Origin of the sequence: Flavisolibacter ginsengisoli DSM 18119, assembly GCF_900129295.1 — a bacterium.
Taxonomy (GTDB): Bacteria; Bacteroidota; Bacteroidia; order Chitinophagales; family Chitinophagaceae; genus Flavisolibacter; species Flavisolibacter ginsengisoli.
Map to the genome: position 1 here is coordinate 17,105 of NZ_FQUU01000001.1, position 20,503 is coordinate 37,607.

The 20,503-nt window shown below is 39.1% G+C and carries 14 protein-coding genes; 1 reads left to right on the forward strand and 13 read right to left on the reverse strand.

All coding sequences use genetic code 11. The annotated features are described in order from the left end of the window. Nucleotides 1-39: 39 nt before the first annotated feature. Nucleotides 40-2,835 carry a formylglycine-generating enzyme family protein gene (locus tag BUA53_RS00055; RefSeq protein WP_072833204.1) on the reverse strand — a complete coding sequence of 932 codons (2,796 nt, stop codon included), beginning with the start codon at nt 2,833-2,835 and terminating at the stop codon, nt 40-42. A 544-nt stretch (nt 2,836-3,379) separates the two neighbouring features. Further along, a complete protein-coding gene (locus tag BUA53_RS00060; protein WP_072833205.1) occupies nt 3,380-4,390 on the reverse strand; it encodes a LacI family DNA-binding transcriptional regulator in 1,011 nt (336 codons plus the stop codon). A gap of 186 nt (nt 4,391-4,576) precedes the next feature. On the opposite strand from BUA53_RS00060, the gene BUA53_RS00065 reads away from it, so the two are divergent. Further along, nucleotides 4,577-6,589, forward strand: a complete 2,013-nt coding sequence (locus BUA53_RS00065; protein ID WP_072833206.1) for a beta-L-arabinofuranosidase domain-containing protein — start codon at nt 4,577-4,579, stop codon at nt 6,587-6,589. Between the two features lie 173 nt (nt 6,590-6,762). Here the strand turns inward: BUA53_RS00065 and BUA53_RS00070 are convergent, their stop codons facing one another. The 11 genes from BUA53_RS00070 to BUA53_RS00120 form a co-directional block, all read right to left on the reverse strand. Continuing rightward, a complete protein-coding gene (locus tag BUA53_RS00070) occupies nt 6,763-8,964 on the reverse strand; it encodes a right-handed parallel beta-helix repeat-containing protein (protein WP_084079726.1) in 2,202 nt (733 codons plus the stop codon). 60 nt (nt 8,965-9,024) lie between these two features. Further along, complete coding sequence (locus BUA53_RS00075) at nt 9,025-10,086, reverse strand: hypothetical protein (RefSeq protein WP_217652896.1); 1,062 nt, start codon at nt 10,084-10,086, stop codon at nt 9,025-9,027. 178 nt (nt 10,087-10,264) lie between these two features. Beyond that, on the reverse strand, nt 10,265-11,344 hold the full coding sequence (locus BUA53_RS00080; protein WP_072833209.1) for a DUF5007 domain-containing protein: 1,080 nt from the start codon (nt 11,342-11,344) through the stop codon (nt 10,265-10,267). A 52-nt stretch (nt 11,345-11,396) separates the two neighbouring features. Further along, the gene (locus BUA53_RS00085; RefSeq protein ID WP_139256294.1) at nt 11,397-12,173 is read right to left on the reverse strand and encodes a fasciclin domain-containing protein; all 777 of its coding nucleotides are present in this window, start codon (nt 12,171-12,173) and stop codon (nt 11,397-11,399) included. A gap of 19 nt (nt 12,174-12,192) precedes the next feature. Next, the gene (locus BUA53_RS00090) at nt 12,193-13,797 is read right to left on the reverse strand and encodes a RagB/SusD family nutrient uptake outer membrane protein (RefSeq protein WP_084079727.1); all 1,605 of its coding nucleotides are present in this window, start codon (nt 13,795-13,797) and stop codon (nt 12,193-12,195) included. Between the two features lie 13 nt (nt 13,798-13,810). Further along, a complete protein-coding gene (locus BUA53_RS00095) occupies nt 13,811-15,139 on the reverse strand; it encodes a SusC/RagA family TonB-linked outer membrane protein (protein ID WP_072833212.1) in 1,329 nt (442 codons plus the stop codon). Further along, nucleotides 15,136-17,031 carry a SusC/RagA family TonB-linked outer membrane protein gene (locus BUA53_RS00100; protein ID WP_072833213.1) on the reverse strand — a complete coding sequence of 632 codons (1,896 nt, stop codon included), beginning with the start codon at nt 17,029-17,031 and terminating at the stop codon, nt 15,136-15,138. Before BUA53_RS00100 ends, BUA53_RS00095 begins: the two co-directional genes overlap by 4 nt. A 474-nt stretch (nt 17,032-17,505) precedes the next feature. Beyond that, nucleotides 17,506-18,072 (reverse strand): 2-oxoacid:acceptor oxidoreductase family protein, encoded by a 567-nt coding sequence (locus BUA53_RS00105; protein WP_072833214.1) that lies wholly within the window; start codon nt 18,070-18,072, stop codon nt 17,506-17,508. A 1-nt stretch (nt 18,073) separates the two neighbouring features. Further along, entirely contained in the window at nt 18,074-18,910 is an 837-nt protein-coding gene (locus tag BUA53_RS00110) for a thiamine pyrophosphate-dependent enzyme (protein ID WP_072833215.1), read from the reverse strand. Then, nucleotides 18,900-19,970, reverse strand: a complete 1,071-nt coding sequence (locus BUA53_RS00115; RefSeq protein WP_072833216.1) for a 3-methyl-2-oxobutanoate dehydrogenase subunit VorB — start codon at nt 19,968-19,970, stop codon at nt 18,900-18,902. The genes BUA53_RS00110 and BUA53_RS00115 overlap by 11 nt, the downstream gene beginning before the upstream one ends. Nucleotides 19,971-20,002: 32 nt before the next feature. After that, nucleotides 20,003-20,296 carry a 4Fe-4S dicluster domain-containing protein gene (locus BUA53_RS00120; protein WP_072833217.1) on the reverse strand — a complete coding sequence of 98 codons (294 nt, stop codon included), beginning with the start codon at nt 20,294-20,296 and terminating at the stop codon, nt 20,003-20,005. Nucleotides 20,297-20,503 lie beyond the last annotated feature (207 nt).

Here is a 20,503-nt window from a genome sequence, read left to right on the forward strand (position 1 = left end):
TAAGGTTGTTGTAATCAAATATCACAACAACCTTTCAATTTATTGAGCATCTTTCACGCAACGAAAACCAACTGTTGCATTACGTTCAAATCCCTGCGATACTCGTAATAATTGTTGCCTGTAGTGCAGTTCACGCGGACCACCCTGCACATACCACCAGCTGCTTGAAGGCTTAAAATAGCTGCCACCCTTCATAATGATGTATCGAAAACTTCCATTCATATAAAGGTCATTGGTCAATTGCCATACAGACCCTACCAGGTCCTGCAAGCCATATGGATTAGCGCCTTTACTGTAAGAACCCACCGGGTGCAGCCTGCCATCTCCAAGGTTGCACATGGAAGAATCTATTCCTTCAATAGCTGATGTAGATAATGTATTTGTTACATATTCAACTTTACGTTTGACGGGCGTGGCCTGTACCCAGGGCCATTCATTCAACGAAGGCGTTTGCGCAGCATATTGCCATTCTAATTCTGTTGGTAATCTTTTGCCTGCCCATTTCGCATAAGCCCTGGCATCTTCGTAGCTGACATAGATAACAGGATATTGCTCCTCTCCTTTTTTGATCTTTCCTTTTACCCAATGTTTCAGGTAATTAGCGGTATCTGACGGCCTGTACCCGGTAGCATCAATAAACTTTTTATACTGTGCATTGGTAACAGGAAACTTATCCATAAAAAATGATTTCATTTCAAAGCTGCTATCTACGTCCTGTTTTGGATAAGGAATGAATTCATCTCCATTGCTGGCCTTGAAAGTAAATTTGCCTGCCGGAATATTTACCATACCCTGGGGAAAACTATTAGCGGGAGAAGTTGTTTCAAGTTTGGAAATGCGTCTTGCTTCACCTCTTTGAACAGTAACTATTGTCTCATCCAGCAATATTCCATTATCCATTAACTGAATAACAAAATCTCCTTCAAATCGCCCAAATTGATCACTTAATAAAATTTCATTTTTCCCCGGCTTTAACATCAATGGTTTTTTCGCATACGATGGCGCTCCAGCCCAAATGCGTAATTCAGTTCCTTTTTGTGCTGTCTGAATAACCAGCTTATCTCCATTTCGATGAGCATTGATCAGTAAAGGCAACTGCGCTATACAGTCCACTTCACCTTCGTTATTGGTTCCTAAATATGCCTGATTGAATGCATTGGTTTCGGCATTTATCCACCACTCACCATTTTGCTCATTCGGCTGAACAAGGCGATGGTGCCAGAGATCAACAAAATGCTGGCTGGCAGCAGGCTGTACGCTAAATAATTGTCCTTTATAGCCTGCAGGGCGGATACTATAAATGGTATAAATAATTTTACCATCCTGGGGCCATTTATTTACCCAAATACTATCGGTAGAAGTTGGGATCAAAGGCTCCCAGTTACGGGAAGTAAAATTGTTAGTGTTCTCTCGTAGGATTCTTGTTGTACGTCCAAGGTATTTATATTGTTCTTCAGCCCAGTCAGGCTGGCCTGGTGCCATGATATTGATCTCTGTACCATAGCCATTAAAGAATGAGGTTGCAAATTCCCGCTGAATTGGCTCTTTAAAAAGCTCCGCTACTCTATAAATAGCAAATTCCGGTTTGATCAGCTTATTCAAATTGAGCATTGGCGCATAATACAATGCATTATGTACACGGCCTGATGGAATTCCTGCCATATCTTTTGGTACGGCCATGCCTTCACTGTACATTATCACTCCTTTTCTCACCTTGTCAGCAGATTGCTGAAGCTCTTTACTTGCTTCTGCCTTTGTATCCAGCACAACACCATCGGCCGCAGTTGCTGCGATCAGATCAGAAATGCCTCCAAAATGATTCTCGCTTCGAGTGCTTTCATCCCAGGGATTATAACATACAAAGAATTTGATATTCTGCTTATGGAGTTCGTCTGACAATTGATGAATCTTTTTAGTGCCACCAGGCAGATCCTGGAAAAGATCGAATTGGTTTCGTTGATCAAGGCCCAGTGTTGGCCAGGTTGGCCAAATGCTGATCACATCATCACCGCCATAAAGCTTTTTACCTCTTTCAACAAATTCATTCAGGTGAAACTTGCCATCTTTATAATCATAGTAAAACTTATCCCATGTCATCATAATATGCATAACATAAGAATGACGTATCCATTTCAAATCTTCTCTTTCAAAAAGACTGTTATCAAATTTCTCCACATCATACAACATTCTTCCCTGGAAAATTTGAGCCAATGCATCCTGCCATTTTGATGGTGCTGATTCTGCATAGAAATTATAAGTAACAGAACCTCCGGGGTATAAAATAGTTTCAAACCGTGTTCGTGTACCCTTTTTTATGCTTGCCCTGTTGCGACGCACAAGTCCTGTAACTGAAAGATCATTCTTTAAATTAAATGAACAATACCCCAAATCCCAGGCATTGTCCGGCACTATAACATTTACCGGCAATTTACCAGGAACAAACAAGTGGGTACGGGATAATTCATGATCTCCTTTACCCGTGATATAGATATGGTCTGAAGAAACACCAAAAGGAACTACATTTTCCAGGGTAATTGTATCTGCTGTAACATTGGTAAAAAGCAAGACTCCACGCAAGCCATTAGTGTTCTCTGACATTTCCTGCCAATGCAGGTTGACCTTGCTTTCGTTTCGGGATGATGTGTATTGTTTTTTATTTACAATAAAACTGGCCACAGGCAAATCTTTGGACAAACTAATTTTATCGGATCCCAAAATAACTTTCTCGACTTCCATTGAGTCCTTATCAAAACCAAGAGCTGAAAGTTTTTGCTGGGCAAATGGCTTTACATTGAACGCAACTGAACAGATCAATAAACAAAATAATTTTCTCATGTTGAACAAATAATACAGGATGGTATAAAAAGTACACTAAACAAAGGAAATTGAATATTAAAGCTTTCTTTTAAAAAGGATATTATAATATTATATCAATGAATCAATCTATGGTTTCCCATCATGTTATATTAGCATGGAATTTAGAGTTTGACTTTAAGCTCACCCGGTGGTAATGAAGCACCCCGGAGCAAGAAGATGACATTTCCAGGAAGATTATAGCTACCAGTCTTCTATGAGTATAGATTACTCTCATATTTTTTAATTGGTTTAGGAATCAAATAAAAATCTGCATCTCGTAAGGCTTAAAGTTACCCGCGCCTGCGATCAAAGAAGGTTTTGCAGTAAGATTTTTAATCAATTTAGCCGATAACGTTGCCGGTAACGTTATCGCAGAGGAATGAGTAATATTAGTATGCGGGAATGTCTGCCTACTGCTTGAATAGACCCAAAGTCTATTTTAAAGTAAAAACTATGTGGTTATTACAACACTTTGGTTACTAAAGCTAAACGGATAGTTGGCTGCCGGGTGGCCGGATACTTATTATTTGCTTGAATTCCGGATAACCAATTTTGTCCGAAGGCGGAATGTCTGGCAAGGAAAATTTTTATTTTGAATTTCATCGATCAATATTCCCATGGCCAGTTTACCCACTTCATATCCGGGTTGCATAACTGTTGTTAATGAAGGCTCAACATAACCGCTCACGGGATCATCATTAAAACCTACCACCCTGACATCTTCGGGCACTTTAATGCCTTTACTTTTTAAATACTTTAATACGATAACTGCCGAAAGATCATTGATACAAAAAATAGCATCTACTGCAGGCTTTACCGACATAATTTTCTTTACGGCCATTAAGGCATTTTCTTCAAAGGCCTTTGCAATTACAATTAAATCGGGATCTATTGGCAAATTATGATCTTTTAATGCACCCAGGTAGCCATTCATTCTGTTTACCGAAACAGATAAATCCGTTGGCCCGGTAATGTGAGCAATTCTTTTACATCCTTTCCTGATCAAATGTTTTACAGCATTATATGCGCCCTCATATTCATCAACGATTACTTTACTGCAGGAAAAACCGTTCAATATGCGATCATACATTACAATTGGAATACCTTTTTGTCTTATTTTTTCAAATTCACAAATATCACTGGATTCCTTTGATACTGAAACCAGTAAACCCTCGACATTACTGGCTACCAGCTTTTTAATACTGCTGATCTCCTGTGCTAGTGTTTCGTTGCTTTGGCAAAACATTACATGGTAATTAAATTCACTTGCTACATCTGTCATACCAGCCAAGGCCTGAGAAAAATAATTGGAATGAATTGCAGGAACAATCACTCCTATCATTTTTGTTTGCTTTTTCACCAGGCTTTGAGCAATAAAATTGGGCTCATAATTCAATTCTTCAGCCAATTTCAGAACTGCCTCTTTTGTTTCCCGATTGATATCCGAAGCGTTCCTCAATGCCCGTGATACAGTAGAAATAGAAATATTCAAGAGGCGGGCCAGATCCTTTATGGTCACTTGATCACTTCGCATTTTCAAATATCGCTTTATTTCGAGAACGTTACCGGTAACGTTCTCTTAAAAAACAATGCTGGTAAGGCATTGCCTACTCTTCAATTGTTATAGTTTAGAGCTTTTGTTAATATACTTTAAGTGTATTTTCCTTAGAAGAATTGAACCCTTCTATTTACACCATCAAATAAAATCAACAAGATTTACATGAAGAAACTTTTTTTTCTGTTACCTGCGCTGATGCTGGCAGTCATTACAGGCTATTCAAAGCCACCAGCTGATTCAATTAAAAACCTCTATTTACAAAACAGATATCCGCTCAGTTCAAAACCTTATATGGAACTACCCTTAGGAGCCATTAAACCCAGGGGTTGGTTACTCAATCAACTAAAAACAATGAAAACCGGGATGGCCGGCCAGTTAGATAAGCTTTACCCGGCCGTGTTGGGCAAACGTAATGGCTGGTTAGGAGGAGATGGAGATGTATGGGAAAGAGGACCTTACTGGCTAGATGGATTAGTTCCTTTGGCCTATATCCTCGATGATCATGAATTAAAGGAAAAAGCGCAAACCTGGATTGAATGGTCTTTGACTCACCAAATGAATGATGGTTATTTTGGACCGATTCCCCCCGAAAAAGAACCAGCTCCTGAGCCTGGACTACAAAGAAACAGGGCCCGTGACTGGTGGCCTAAAATGGTAATGTTAAAAGTCTTACAGCAATATTATAATGCTACGCATGACAAAAGGGTAATCGATCTTATGCTGAAATATGCACATTACCAGTTAAAAACCCTTCCTGTTACACCACTTGGCTATTATTCCTGGTGGGGGGCCCAACGAGCCGGAGATAATTTATTGGTTGTGCATTGGCTATACAACCTGACAGGCGAGAAGTTTTTGCTGGACCTGGCTAATATTATTCATAAGCAATCCTACGACTGGACAGCAAGTTTTTTATATTCAGACCTGTTACAATCAGAGTATAAATTTCATGGGGTAAACCTGGCACAGGGCATTAAAGAGCCTGTAATTTATTATCAGCAGGATCATGACCAAAAATATGTGGATGCCGTAAAAAAGGCTTTTCAAAACATACGCGACTTCCAGGGCCAGGCCCAGGGCATGTATGGTGCGGATGAATTAACCCGCGGCAACGATCCGGTGCAGGGGTCAGAACTTTGTTCTGCTACAGAATTAATGTATTCTCTTGAGAATATGATGGCTATCACTGCTGATGTAAGCATGATGGATCATCTTGAGAAGATCGCTTATAATGCTTTGCCCACCCAGATCGACGACGAATATATGAATCGCCAGTACTATCAACAGGCCAACCAGGTAATGATCACAAGGCACAACAGGAACTTTGTAACAGCCTATGATGGAACGGACCAGTGTTTTGGCCTGCTGACCGGTTATCCATGTTGCACAACCAACATGCACCAGGGATGGCCAAAGTTTGTGCAAAGCCTGTGGTTTGCTACTGAAGATAATGGACTTGCTGCATTGGTATTTGGAGCATCTGAAGTAAATGCAAAAGTGGGAGATGGAACAGAAATAAAGTTTATAGAAGAAACATCTTATCCATTCAATGATGAAATCAACTTCATATATAAAGCGAAAAAACAGGTTTTGTTCCCACTTCATCTTCGCATTCCTTCATGGTGTAACCAGGCAATCATAACGATCAATGGAGAAAAATGGACAGAATCCAAAGGCGGCCAGATCATAAAGATCAACCGAAAATGGAAAGATGGTGACAAAGTATCCCTGACGCTGCCAATGCAAGTTACCACCAGCCGATGGTTCAATAATTCAGTAGCTGTTGACAGGGGCCCATTGGTATATGCTTTAAAAGTTGAAGAAGACTGGAAAAATGTCAATGGAACAGACAGGTACGGAAGCTATAAAGAAGTCAGACCCCTTTCGCCATGGAATTTTGGGCTGGCCCAATCTTCTTTAAAAAATATTGAATCGGGATTCCAGGTTTCAATGAAAAAGAACATTGGTGATCAACCCTGGAACTTAAGCAATGCACCCATTGAAATTAAAACCAAGGGTAAACTGATACCTGAATGGAAACTATATAACGAAACCGCTGGACCTTTACCTTATAGCAATATAGAGTATCTGAAAAATGAACCGGAAATAGAAATTACCCTGATTCCATATGGGTGCACTACCTTAAGGATTAGCCAGTTCCCTGTAGTTGAATAAACTGATATCTCCATAAACAAATTAAAAGTTACCGGCAGTTTACACTGCTTCTTTTGCAAAGCAGAAGGCCTTAAGAAATTAAGGCCTTCATTTTTTATTTACAATAAGAAGCAGGTAAATTATACGCTAGAACTATAAAACGTCATATGCTTTACCCCACGTTCAAAGAAACATTATTTCTTTTCCACAGGTTGTAATGAAAAGAAAAGCATTCCATAGCCTCCATATTGAGCCTGAACCACACGAATGGAATGTTTTCCATTTAAGGAAATAAATGCGTCATTATGATAATCAGCGTCATAAATGATCTTAGTTGGATCCCAACTATTAATGACCAGCTTCCCATCTATAAATACCTTTACCATCTCCGATGCGCTGATTCCTAATCTGTATAACCCGGCCGGAACATTGATATCCGTGGTGGACTCTGTAACTATTTTTTCAGTTGGGATGTTCTTTCCAAATCCTTTTTCAAATACTGAACTCAGATCATGTCCTTCCGTAGTTTTTACAGGCATTGATTGCTGCAAACTATTGTAATAATTTTCATTTTTTACCGGGTCGTGGGTAGAATCTATTACAAACCATTTCATCTTCCAATTATATGATGGATTAAATTCTCTGTAATGAAAAAGATAGGCTTTCCCAGCAGGGTATAGTTTCCCAAAAGGAGAAACAATACTTTCCCCATTATATTCCAATTCAATATCAATATCCTTCATAGCAGAAGTATCTTTAACAAAACTAAGTATACCGGGTATAAAACCCGAAGCAGCAGAAGGTTGAGTGACTCCTTTGATATGCTTGATTTTCCATTTACCAGGTTTGCCAATAATATCAAAGTATAGTCTGCCGCTATCTGCTTTAGTTAACCAAAGCATAGGATAGTCAAAATTATAGGGCCCCCAAGGCGTCATCATTATATATTTCTTACCTTTTGGCTTTCCTGCAGGAATCATTGCATTTTGACCATTGGGTATTCCTGCCAAAACAGGATAAAAACTACTGTCATTAACCAGTGCTACACCGTCCCCGGTTTTTTCAATAACAATATCTTTTACTGTGGAATCAAATTTTTGCTGAAAGGAACTTTCAGTAACCTTATTATTGGTAAAAACTACATGGGCAGTATTATTTATTGAAATAACATTCCGCAAACCATTAAAGCTATTATTGGCAATAGTATAGCTCATGCTACGGGTATCTCTTTGTTTTAAAAATCCATTGTCCTTCGGACGATTGGGAGATGACCATAATTCAAGGCCAACTTTGTCGCCATTAAATTGGTTTTGGGCAATAATATTGTTATTACCATGTTCAATAGCTATAGCTGATAAATTATCAGCAAAATCATTATTAGCAATAATTGTGTTGTAGCTAAAACCGGCCCATATTCCATGCCAGCAGTCATGCATTTTATTGTTTATAACCTTATTCCTACTGAAGGTGATCTCAACTGCATTAGTTGGTGCATAGGAAAAATCGTTGCCATATATAAGGTTATCATTGCAACCACCTTCACCAGTGTCCATTGTTGATTGCCCTGCCCATAAAAACAAACCATCGCCGGAATGCGTAACTGAATTGTAAGCAAAAACATTGTTGCTGCTATTTTCAAAGACCAGTATTCCGGCAGAATCCTGGCCCCGGTAATAAACGCCAAAACTAAACCCACGTACGTTCCAATCCACCTTATTATACATGATCCTGTTTCCGCTGCTGCGATACATCCCTATTCCCAGGCCTGAATTGAAAGAAAAATTATTATTGTAAATCAATCCACCATTACAATTCGTCATCATTAAACCACACTGGCCATTCGTAACTGTTGTGTTGTGAATATCCATACTATCGCAATCACGTAAATAGATACCTGCTCCAAAACGAAGCCATTCGTCCCCTTCGTTGTGATGATAGCTTTGCCAATCAGCCAGGTCTTCCCGCTGCCTGTTACTATTTAAATGCTGCCTGAAATTATAGCTAAAATCAGCATTGTTTATATGCAGTCCATTGATCCCGCGAGCCATCAGTCCTACTTTATAGCCTTTTACAGTTAGGTTCTTCAGGGTTATATTGCGTCCGTTTTTAATAATTATACATGTCCCTTGAAACCGATCAGGATTTTCTTCATCGCGATTCCCTGAAATAACTGCTCCATTAAAATCAACCGTAATATTATTTCCTTCAATGATTATTGCTCCCTGGGATAAGGAATCTGCACCATCTAAATGATAAGTCCCCTTTTTTATGGTCACAGAATGCGTAATATGCATGTTACTATGTAATGGGACACTCTTTTGTCCTAATGATGCCAGGGGGATCAAAACAAATGATCCAAAAAGTAAAAACAAGAATAAGTGTAAGGTGAATTTCATTTCTGCAAATAGAATTAAATGAGCAGGACACCTTGTGAGGTGTCCTGTAGATGTAATGAATTATTTAAGATGTTTACTATGTTTATTTTTTAACTGCTGTTCCTTTTTCATGGCTGCATTATAATCAACCACGTATTCCCACCAGTTATTCAGATGTCCATCTTTGACATTGATCCCCTTATAATGAGGCAAATGCCTGAACCACCATGACATATAGCCTGAGTGACTGCATTGCCATTCATTACAATCAACTTCCCTGGCTTTTTTACCTTCTCTTTTTATATTGGGATAACTATACCATAGGTCGGCGTAAGTGGAAACGGTCCTTTTGTTTATCCAATCATAATCTGAATTTCCATTGGGTGGATAATGGATATTACCAACCTGTGCATTTCCGGGGGATACCTTGTCAATAGTTGTATAAATCTCCCAGTTATTAGGATCGGCAGCCTTATTATCCCAGCGGCCATATACTTTGCGCATGATTGACTCAACTCTATGACCATAACTTTCAAGCGCCATTGACATTTCTCTTTCGTAATTCAATCCCATAACAACCAGCAAATCCTTACAGCTTGTATTGGTTACGGGGTCTGAATTCAACCAGAAAGCATTTTCGCCTGCAAATGTAGATTCATACCCACCGGCATAAGGAAAAGACCACAACCAAACCTCGTTGATCTCATTTCGGTCTCTCATCTCGCAAAATCCATAATGTTGAATGAAAGCATTATAGTCAAACTGGGTACCATCTTTCTTTAATGTTGCCCATCCTGGTTCGGAAAGCAATGAAACAAGCTTATCCAATGACAGTAGCTCAGTTGAATTTTTCAGCTTTGTAAAAAAAATATTCTCGTCATAAATTTTTACAAATTCATATTTTACTACGCCATGACTGATAGCATTTAAGCTATCCCTGTATTGTTCAGCTAATTTCCAGGGATCGTTCCATTGAAATGTATAACCTGGTGTTTTGAATAATTCATGCATTCTCTTATTACCCATTGATGGTATCCTGGGATCTTGCATTACCACTGCCACTTTTACAATTTGGGGAGAAGCCAGCTTTTGCTTTTGGGCAAATGATGTTAGCAAGCATAAGATAAAGGTTGCTGTACACATTACTTTGAAAGCTACCTGCCGATTTGCTATTAGCAGAAGCGTATTACTATAAATAAATTTGCCTGGAAACTCAGTTTTCTTTTTTGTTGGTGTATATATCATTTTACCCAAATTGGTACGTAAATATGTTCAAAAGGTTCTTCAAGAATATTACACATATTTAATAAGCAAAAGATTATTAAATATGTGTATATGGAAACTTACACGAGATGACCCAGGTGCCGCTTTCCTTAAATAAAATTTTAGAGCGTAAACGGATAAACCATTTGGAAGCACCCCAGGAGTCAGCTGGCCATGGATTTAAAAATGGATACTTTTTATCATAATAAACACCCTGGTGAAGGGCCGCTGTATCAAGTTTGTCAAAACCCATTGTACCTCCCTTTAAGTAGGAAAGCAGATCCTGGCGTGTTGGCCATGGGGTCATTGGAAATTCAATCATGGCTCCTTCAGCTGTATTCTGCCGGTTTACTGCATAATCAAAATAACTCTCTGTGCCTGTGGAATACGTTCTATAATCCTGGGCGGGGAAAACCTTCCCGTCAGCATCCTTATACTGGATCAGTAATTTAATACCTGTTGATGGTTCATCACTGAGCTTATAAACATCCAGCAATTCTTTGCCATTTCTTTCATAAATATTCTGGTGTCTCTGCAGGTCATTATCAGTTATGTTATCATACAAGGTAAATGTAGTTGCACCTCCACCATTTACAAGTATTATTGCGACTACAGCATTATAAAATATGAATGGTTGAGATTCAGACGTTAATTTCAACTTGGCATAATCCTTATAGATCTTTTCACCATAGGAATTTTTCACTTTCACATCCACATGATATACATCTCCAGGCTGCTTCAGGTTACTGGTAGTTTCCAGGAATTGCAGCATTCCATTCACTGGGTTGATACTAACCGGAGGCAGTTCCGTGGTACTGATTTTTGCCTTAACCAATGCCATGGTGGTGTCCGTCTTATTGTCATATGGCTTGATCCATGTGTTATATGGATACTTTGTAAAAAATTGTTCTGACCTGTTTCCATTTTTATCCCGGATATTTTCCAGCGTAAAAAGGCATGGTTCGGAAGAACCATCCAGCCAGGCAACATTACTATTCCCTTTGGATCCTAATGCAAGGTTTATAGTATCTGTACCTTTTAAATATAGGTCGTTACTTAAAAATCCTTTTTGTTCCGGTACCTTATAACATCCCGCCAGGGCCAGCATTAATACTGAATAAACTATATTTTTTTTCATTTTTTTACTGATTTTAAAGTTGCACACCATTGTAAGAATAATTAGTTCTTCCCTACAACAGATCGTCTGCTCTTGTTCCAAAGAAAAATAAGGAATGATAATAATAGTGGTCGGTAAAATTATAATCTCCACTATAAATTACATGTACTACGCCGGTTGTAGTAATTACATCCGAGATGTACATTTTATAAACCTGGTCACATTCAGGCTTATCATATCCCAACATTACTCTTTGCTGAGGATCCATTTCCCAATTAGCACCTCTTTTGAAATGAACAGTTACCCTAACCGGTTTGGTCTGCATGAAATTGGCATACTGGTATCCTTCTCCGGGTTGGCCTCCCCCATCCCATGCCGTTCCCGGATCTGCCACGCTTTCATCAAGGCTTAAACGTAGGGAATCCCCTGCATGATGGGTAGCTAATATTATCCCTGATGCAGGAATACTGTCGCTTGCAAACTTATTATCAACAATATACATTCCCAGTTGGTCCAGTTCATCTACCGGAATGTCTTCTATAGTAAGAGGCCTGGCGTTAGGATCTAAACGTAACGCACGGTTATTTTTTCTCCTCAAATACCTGTTTACCGCATAATTGCTGGGAGCAATTATCGTTACATTGCCATTCACTTCATTGATTTTGCCGGCTCTTTCAATCAACCTTGCAGTTTCTGAAGTAGCCTCAAAGGACTTCAGAAAGTCGTAAGTGGTTTGATTTACTTTATTTGTTTCATTCTTTTCTCCACCAATTACATACTTGTCTTTGGAGCAAGAGTTGGCAGTGACAAGGCATATTGGTAGTAAGAAGAATATAATTGCTTTTCTCATTTGTAAGTCTTTAAGTTTTTTACCAAACTGTTTTTCCATTCCAAAAAGGTGTTTGCGTAAGCATTTTATTGGTAGTTAAAATATTACTACTTACAGGCCAGTAATATCCTTTTTGAGCATACCTGTCAGGGGTCATTACGGAGGAAACAGGGAAGTAATTATTCCGGACATAATCAAAGAACAATTTTCCCTCACCTATTAGCTCACTGGTGCGTTGTTGTAATACTTCAGTCATAGGATCAGAACCTGAATAAGTTTCCAATCCTGCTCTTGTCCGAATTTCATTAATTATTGACAAGGCATTTCCTGGCTGATTATTTTTAATAAAAGCTTCTGCAAATAGCAATTTAACGTCCGTGTAACGAAATACAGGAATGTTACAATCTGCGAAATAGGCAACATATTCATTCCATTGCCGGGAAGGGTCAGGAGAAAAATTAGCAAATTTTGTCATCCAGGTTACCATGTTCCTGTCTGTTGCAGTCGGGCTGACATCTGAGAATGGCTCATCATAATTAGATTCCCATGCAGTCCAGAACAAATCAGCTCTTGCATCATCAGGATATTCCGGATAAATCAAAGCTTTTTTAGAAGCCGGGACAAAGTTGATGCTGCTTGCACGATCCTTTGATACATCACCATCTATAGGAAGCAATTTGCATGTGAGGTATTGAATTCCGCCCTGGTCAACCCGGTAAGATTCATTTTGTTCAGTTGAAATGTTTAATTCAAATACTGCTTCAGATGATCTGCCCTTATACATTTGCCGAACCAAATCAGCACTTGCATAACTAGCCAGGCTATAGTTTCCATGTTCAACAACGTCCTGCAGTGCAGTTACAGCATTAGTAATATAAGAAGCATTGGTTTGACCGTCTCTTTGCTTTAAAAAGGCCATCCATAAATTAGCGTACCCAGATAATGCCAGTGCACTACCCTTATTGGCACGGATACCCCATTTGGAACTTCCGGGGATACCGAAGGCAAGCCCGTTCACAGCTTTTGTAACGTCAGCCAAAACATTGTCCATGATCTGTATATCCGTTGATCGTGGGGTATTTACCAGTTCATTATTTGCTGTTATGACCTGGCTTGAACTTTCAATGGATTCAATCATCAAAGGTGCATTCCCCCATATGGTGGCTATATTATAATATGTCAAGGCACGGAGAAAATATGCTTCTCCCAATAATTCCTCTTTTTGACCTTTCGCAAAAAGTTTATCATCCATGCTCTGGATATGCGTAATAACCAGGTTGGCCTGGGCAATTACTTTATAAAAACCACTCCAGTCAGCATACGATTCTATAGCGCCCCATGATTTGCGGGTACCATTAATATTAGAGTAATCACCTGGCAGGTAAAAATTAGGATCAGAACCACCGTTCCATCCCCTGTTGATCAACCCAGTAGTGACATCACCCCTGTTATACATTTGAGCATTTACCATTAAACCCCGGTATAAAGAATAGGTGCCGATCAGTGCTCTTTCTGCATCCTGGGATGTTTTCCAATAAACCTCATTATAAACCAGGTCAACCTGGGAAGGTGATAAAAAACTTTTTTTACAACTGCTTACTATCATTGCAACCAGAAGCAGTATCACTATATTTTTCTTCATCATGATTTTAAGAATATTAAAGTTGAACGTTTAAGCCAACAACAAGACTCCTGTTTATTGGGTAACCTTGTCCATTATAATAACCCGTTTTTGTGACCATTCTTGGATCAGGAACATTAGAGGCTTTCCACATATAAGCATTCCTAACTGTAGAAAAAACATTCACTCTTGTAAATCCAATATGCTCTGACCATTTTTGTGGGATGTTATAGGAGAGTGTGATGTCATCAACGCTCCAATAATCTCCTTTTTCAAGGAACATTGAAGATGCTCTAAAAGAACGGGCGCTTCCCCCATCACTATAACTGATATACCGCATAGGATAATAAGCATTATCTCCTGGCTTTTCCCAAAAGTTAATTGACCCGCTTAAATCGTATAATGCTTTAGTAAAAAATGCAGTATTATCATCATACTGAGACAATACCTGCTGTAATGATGTATTAAAAATATAATTGCCGAATGCAAAGGAACTCTGAACCCTCAGGTTAAGATTTTTATACTTAATATTTGTTTGAAATCCACCTTGGATCTTAGGTTCCGGCGATTTACCCTGGATTATTTTTTTATCATTGCCATAGTCAGCACCATCTATCAGGTAATCACCATTTACATCAGTAAACATGGGCATTCCAGGAAATATTTTTCCCTGTTGATTGATAGCCAGGCCTGCATCGGCGCCATAATATTTCATACGTTCACCAGTCATAGGATTTACAGGCAGATCATCTATGCTCTGCAACGGTCCCAGGTACTCATAGGTATAATATTGAAATGCAGGTTGACCTACAACAAATGCATAATTACTTGTAATATAATCACGTCCACCATTGCCTAGTTTGGCTATTGAAGTACTGTTCTTGGAAAAATTCAATGTCATATCCCATTGAAAAGGACTGGTACGCGGAAATAAATATCCGGTAACTCCAAACTCCCATCCATTGCTGATCATATCAACAAGATTGGAACGGATGGAATTATAGCCTACCTGGGAAGGCAATTCTGAAACAAAGACAGAACCCGAAGTATACCTTGAATAAATATCGCCGGTTACATATATCCTGTGATTAAAAAATTCCAGGTCAATACCATAGTCGACTTCCTTGGACTTACTCCATGACAAGGATTTATTGGCTATTTTATTGAAGTCAGCCAGCAATGCACCAACGCCTCCATATGTCTTAACGTCTATTTTGTTAGCGTAAATATTATTTATACCCGCTCCAATATTTGTATTTGAAATAAAGGAATTGTACTGTAATAATGGATCAGCGGCTATACTTCCTGAAGCGCCATATGATACACGAAATTTACCAAAAGAAAGTACATTCTTTAAAGGTTTCAAAAATGGTTCTTCAGAAAATACCCATATGACTTAACTGATGGGAATGTAGCCCATTTGTTATTTTCTCCAAAACGGGACGAAGCATCGCGCCTTAAAACAGCTTCGATTTTGTACCGGTCTTTATAACCATATGAAACATTTCCGAAATAGGAAAGCAAATTTGATTGTACGATATCACTATACCCATTAACGTTTTCTTTCTTAAACCCTTGTACAACGCGGATATAATCGCTTGGTCCACCTTCACCGTATAAAAGAGACATAGACTCCTGGTCCATATTTACCTCTGATCCAAGTAAAGCTGTGATATCATGCTGATTAAACCTTTTATTATAGCTTAAAAACGAATGGGCGTTTAAGGTAAAGTTTCCGCTGTTGGATGATTCCGCATAAGACAAGCCATTATCAGTGGCAGAAGATGGAACAAAGTATTCTTTCTTACCAAAAGTTCCTGACACAGAGCCCTGGTTGTCTAAAGTCAGACCTGGGGCCAGGTCAATCCGTAAAACTTCACTTAAAGACCCCTGGTAGGTTTTATTATTATTATAGGTATTTCCAAGTTTACCAGATAACAAAGACAACTCTTCCGGAGTTTTATAAAACAAAGAAGACGGAAGATCAGTAGGACTGGTAGGGAAAGAACGCAAATTATCTGACTGACCTCCCTGGCGTGTTAAATAACTTAATCTTAGAGACAGATCATTATGCAGTTTTTTGCTGATCTCTGTAGTAAGGCTCGAATTCATTGTAACCCTGTTGAATCCAAAACCAACCAATACACCTTTTTCCTTGTAATAGCCAAGGCTGGTACGGAAGGCATTCTTTTCATTGCCTCCGTCCATACTTAAATTATATTGTTGTGTAACGCCTGGTTGGTAAAACATTTTCTGGTAGTCATAGGCATTATTAAAAGCAGGATTGTACTTATCTGTTAATACTGCAGGCAACATATATCCTTTGACCTCAAGTCCATTTCTAACATCAACCCAGGCCTGCTCTCCGAAAAGACTTTTAAAACTTTCATTGTACAATCGCAGCTTTTCATCCCTTTCTGCCTGGCCAATGAATACCTTAAGTTTAGTTGGTTCAAAGTTGATTCCTGTAGAAGAACCTATATTGAAACGTGTCTTCCTGTTGCCACCTCTTTTGGTTTTAATGATAACAACACCATTAGCTCCACGGGATCCATAAATAGCAGTAGCTGCCGCATCTTTTAAGATATCCAGCGATTGAATATCATCCGGATTGAGTGTTGCAAAAAAATCATTCTGGGTAACATCAAAACCTGCAAGATCTTCCAGTGATACAGGTACTCCATCAACTATATATAATGGATTACTCAGACCAGTGACATCACTCGCGTCTGAGAGGTTTGTATTACCCCGAACCACCAGGCCACCACCCGCTCCACCTGGCAAGCCGGTGCGAACAATTGCCTGCACTCCAGGGGCTTTACCTGCTAACACATTAAGCAATGATGAAGTGGGAATGTTTTCCAGGTCTTTTGTTTTGATGGAAGCTATGGACCCGGTAACGGCCTTTTTAATAACACTGCTGTAACCTACCACTACAACCTCATTCAGGTTTTTATCTTCTGCTTTTAGCTTAACATTAATTACAGTTCTGTTATTAACCGGGATTTCCTGTGTAAGATATCCGATCCTGGAAAAAATCAATATGTCATTTCCATTGGCCAATATATTAAAATGGCCGTTCGAATCTACAGTTTGACCCCGTTTGGAGTTTTTAATAAGTATTGACCCTCCGCTAATGGCTGAACCATTTTCAGCATCACTTACAGTTCCTCTTACAGCATGTGTTTGTGCATTTAATTCTGGTGTCGCAAAAAACAAAAGAGGAATCCAGAAAATCAACCTGGAGAATTTTCTCATAATTAGACAAGTGTGTTAGTTAATAAAATTGATGGATGAAATCGAGCAATTACCGGAGTCAAATTAGATAATTATGTAGTACACCATTGGTTTCACAAGCCTATTGCAGCCGGTAACGTTTCCGGTAACGTTACCGGCTACAATTTGTATTGATAAAACGGAATTTTAATAAGACAGGAAACTGAATGAACTGCAAAATCCAAATTCAGAAATAAGACAATAGCGAATTGACTTATGCTTATTTAGATCCAATGCCAGATTTTTAGAAAAAAATGACAATAAAGAGATAGAAATTGAACGACACACTGGCGAAGCTCTGAAAACTGTTTACTAAAACATTGGAAGGGATAATGCCCGGGTCTGTGAAATAATAACCTTTAAAATATAATGGCCACTATCCCGTAGTCTTCAGCTTAGCGATTTATAAGAAGTTAAATACTTCCATGATAAATTAGAGAAGGAATATATAGCAGATCAACAAACCAACATCACAGGTTCTTCCAATTCATGGATCAATTGTTCTCCTTTTTCCAATGCCATTTCATTGATAGGAAGCAGGTGATGGTATTTTTCAGGCAATACTTTTTTCAAAGCCTCCAATATGGAATCAAGGCTTACTACTGGTTTTAAATGCAGGTAGGCACCAAGGATGATCATATTCATGATCCTGGCATTCTTCATCTTCAGCGCCTCTGCAGTGGCAGGTATACCAACAATAGCGATGTCTTTTCGATCACTGGGGCGTAAAATTGTCCCCGATTCATACAGTAACAATCCTCCAGGCTTAACCCTTGTCGCAAATTTGTCCATAGAGGGCTGGTTCAACACTATAGCTGTGTCAAAACAGGAAAGTATTGGAGAACTGATCTTATTATCCGAAATAATAGTTATGCAATTTGCAGTTCCTCCCCTCATTTCCGGCCCATAAGAAGGCATCCATGAGATCTCTTTTCCTTCTACCATTCCTGCATAAGCCAGGGTCATTCCCATTGATAATACCCCTTGTCCTCCAAAACCTGCTACGATAAGTTCTTCTAACATGTTATGCCTCCTTTAGATTTTTAAGATCTTCCGCTTTTGGCAGCTTAATATCCCCGACAGGAAAAGTCTTCATCATCTGTTCTTCTACAAAACCTGTACACTCAATAGGTGTCATTTTCCAGTTAGATGGACAATTGCCAACTATCTCTACCAGGCAAGTGCCTTTTTTTAACCTTTGATAATTAAAAGCATTTTGAAGCGCTTTTTTAGTCCTTCTAACACCATTGGCATTATTCACAGCCTGCCTCGTTACATAAAATGCACCGGGCAATGGTGCAACCAGTTCTGATATTTTAATAGGGTGTCCATGAATATTTGTATCCCTGCCTGCAGGACTTGTAGTGGTTTGCATGCCAGTCAAAGTGGTCGGTGCCATCTGACCACTGGTCATTCCATAAACCGCATTATTAATAAAAACAATCAGAATATTTTCTCCACGATTAATTGCATGAATCGTTTCAGCTATTCCTATGGCTGCAAGGTCCCCATCACCCTGGTAAGTAAATACATATTTATCTGGCAATAATCGTTTGATTCCAGTGGCTACAGCAGCTGCCCTTCCATGCGCTGCCTGTTGCATATCAATGTCCATATAATCATAAGCAAATACAGAACAACCAACTGGTGCCACTCCAATGGTTTGTTCCTGTATATCCATTTCTTCTATTATCTCCATTAAGAGTTTATGAACAAGGCTGTGGTAACATCCAGGACAATAATGCATATCAACATCGATAAGGGTTCCTGGTTTTTGATATACAGTTTCATAGGGCTCACCAATTATATTATTATCCTTTTCCTGGATAATATCAATGTTTGATCTTTCTTCAATTGTCATGGTGATACTTTATTAAAGTTTCTAAATGTTCAGCAATGCTTTCCGGTGTAGGCATCATGCCACCCATTCTTCCATAGAATTCAACCGGAACCTTTCCATTAACGGCAAGTCTTACATCCTCTACCATTTGTCCACTGTTTAATTCCACACTTAAGACCAGCTTTAATTGCGGCGCCAATTCCGCCAGGCGTTTTGAGGGATAAGGAAACAAGGTTATGGGTCGCAACAATCCCACCTTAATACCTTTTGCTCTTGAGATATCCATAGCTTTTTGACAGATCCTTGCACTTAATCCATAGGCTACAAATAAATATTCAGCATCAGTAGTATTCATTTCCTCAAAACGGACTTCATTTTCCCGCATTAACCTGAACTTAGCTTCCAGTTTCTGGTTGTGCTGTTCCATTTGTTCAGGCTGAATGAAAAGAGAGGTTATATAATTGCGGCTCCTGGTTTTTGGTTTGCCTATAGTAGCCCAGCTTGATTTATCCACCCTTGGAGGCTGATAGGCATGGAACTGCACTTTTTCCATCATCTGGCCAATTGCTCCATCAGATAATAGCAATACCGGGTTTCGGTATTTATCTGCAAGGTCAAATCCAAGGAACACATGATCGGCCATTTCCTGCACTGAAGATGGTGCCAACACAATTAATTTATAATCTCCATGACCACCTCCCTTCACAGATTGGAAATAATCACCCTGCCCGGGCTGAATGGTTCCCAAACCAGGACCCGCACGATTTACATTTACTACCAGGCAAGGCAATTCAGCACCAGCCATATAAGATATACATTCCTGCATCAGGCTTATGCCCGGGGATGATGAGGATGTCATGGCACGAAATCCAGCTCCGGCAGCACCATATACCATATTAATTGATGCTACTTCACTTTCCGCCTGCAAAACCACACCCCCTCTAACGGGCATTTCACGGGCTAAATATTCCAACACTTCTGATTGAGGTGTGATAGGGTAACCGAAATATGCATCACAACCGGCTAGTATAGCCGCTTCAGCCAAGGCTTCGTTACCCTTCATCAATTTAGTTTCTGTCATAATGCAAATTATTTTTAAGAACTGATAGCATACTATTCCTCCTTACCTATAGATTTATCTGCCGATTTTTTCTTAAGTGGCGTTCTATATACTGAGATCACTGCATCAGGGCAAACAAGGGCGCAGTTGACACAGCCGGTACATAGATCATTATTGGCTACGATGTAGCGATAACCCTTAAGATTAATATGATTGGAAACAGAAAGAACACCCTCCTTACATGCCAGGGTACATAATTCGCATCCTTTGCATTTTTGAATATTGATCTCAACCTTACCCTTAACCTTTCTTTCTTTTACAGAAGCAGCAATCGTTTGTTGTTCCATGGTAATGGAATTTGGTGAAGTGATAACCTATCCAAATGTCGGCAGAAGCTTTATTGAAATGTAATGGAATTGTCATATGACTGTATGATTATTATCAACTTTGCAGGTAAATCAATGCTCGAAAAAAATGCAGGTATTAATATCTTATTCAAAATCCGGCAATTAAGAAAAACTTTCATAAAAAGTAAGCAGGGTTATTCTGTGAAG

Coding starts and splice junctions, on each gene's coding strand:
- BUA53_RS00055 (WP_072833204.1), bottom strand. CDS start 2,835: ATGAGAAAATTATTTTGTTTATTGATCTGTTCAGTTGCGTTCAATGTA.
- BUA53_RS00060 (WP_072833205.1), bottom strand. CDS start 4,390: ATGCGAAGTGATCAAGTGACCATAAAGGATCTGGCCCGCCTCTTGAAT.
- BUA53_RS00065 (WP_072833206.1), top strand. CDS start 4,577: ATGAAGAAACTTTTTTTTCTGTTACCTGCGCTGATGCTGGCAGTCATT.
- BUA53_RS00070 (WP_084079726.1), bottom strand. CDS start 8,964: ATGAAATTCACCTTACACTTATTCTTGTTTTTACTTTTTGGATCATTT.
- BUA53_RS00075 (WP_217652896.1), bottom strand. CDS start 10,086: ATGTGTACAGCAACCTTTATCTTATGCTTGCTAACATCATTTGCCCAA.
- BUA53_RS00080 (WP_072833209.1), bottom strand. CDS start 11,344: ATGAAAAAAAATATAGTTTATTCAGTATTAATGCTGGCCCTGGCGGGA.
- BUA53_RS00085 (WP_139256294.1), bottom strand. CDS start 12,173: ATGAGAAAAGCAATTATATTCTTCTTACTACCAATATGCCTTGTCACT.
- BUA53_RS00090 (WP_084079727.1), bottom strand. CDS start 13,797: ATGATGAAGAAAAATATAGTGATACTGCTTCTGGTTGCAATGATAGTA.
- BUA53_RS00100 (WP_072833213.1), bottom strand. CDS start 17,031: ATGAGAAAATTCTCCAGGTTGATTTTCTGGATTCCTCTTTTGTTTTTT.
- BUA53_RS00105 (WP_072833214.1), bottom strand. CDS start 18,072: ATGTTAGAAGAACTTATCGTAGCAGGTTTTGGAGGACAAGGGGTATTA.
- BUA53_RS00110 (WP_072833215.1), bottom strand. CDS start 18,910: ATGACAATTGAAGAAAGATCAAACATTGATATTATCCAGGAAAAGGAT.
- BUA53_RS00115 (WP_072833216.1), bottom strand. CDS start 19,970: ATGACAGAAACTAAATTGATGAAGGGTAACGAAGCCTTGGCTGAAGCG.
- BUA53_RS00120 (WP_072833217.1), bottom strand. CDS start 20,296: ATGGAACAACAAACGATTGCTGCTTCTGTAAAAGAAAGAAAGGTTAAG.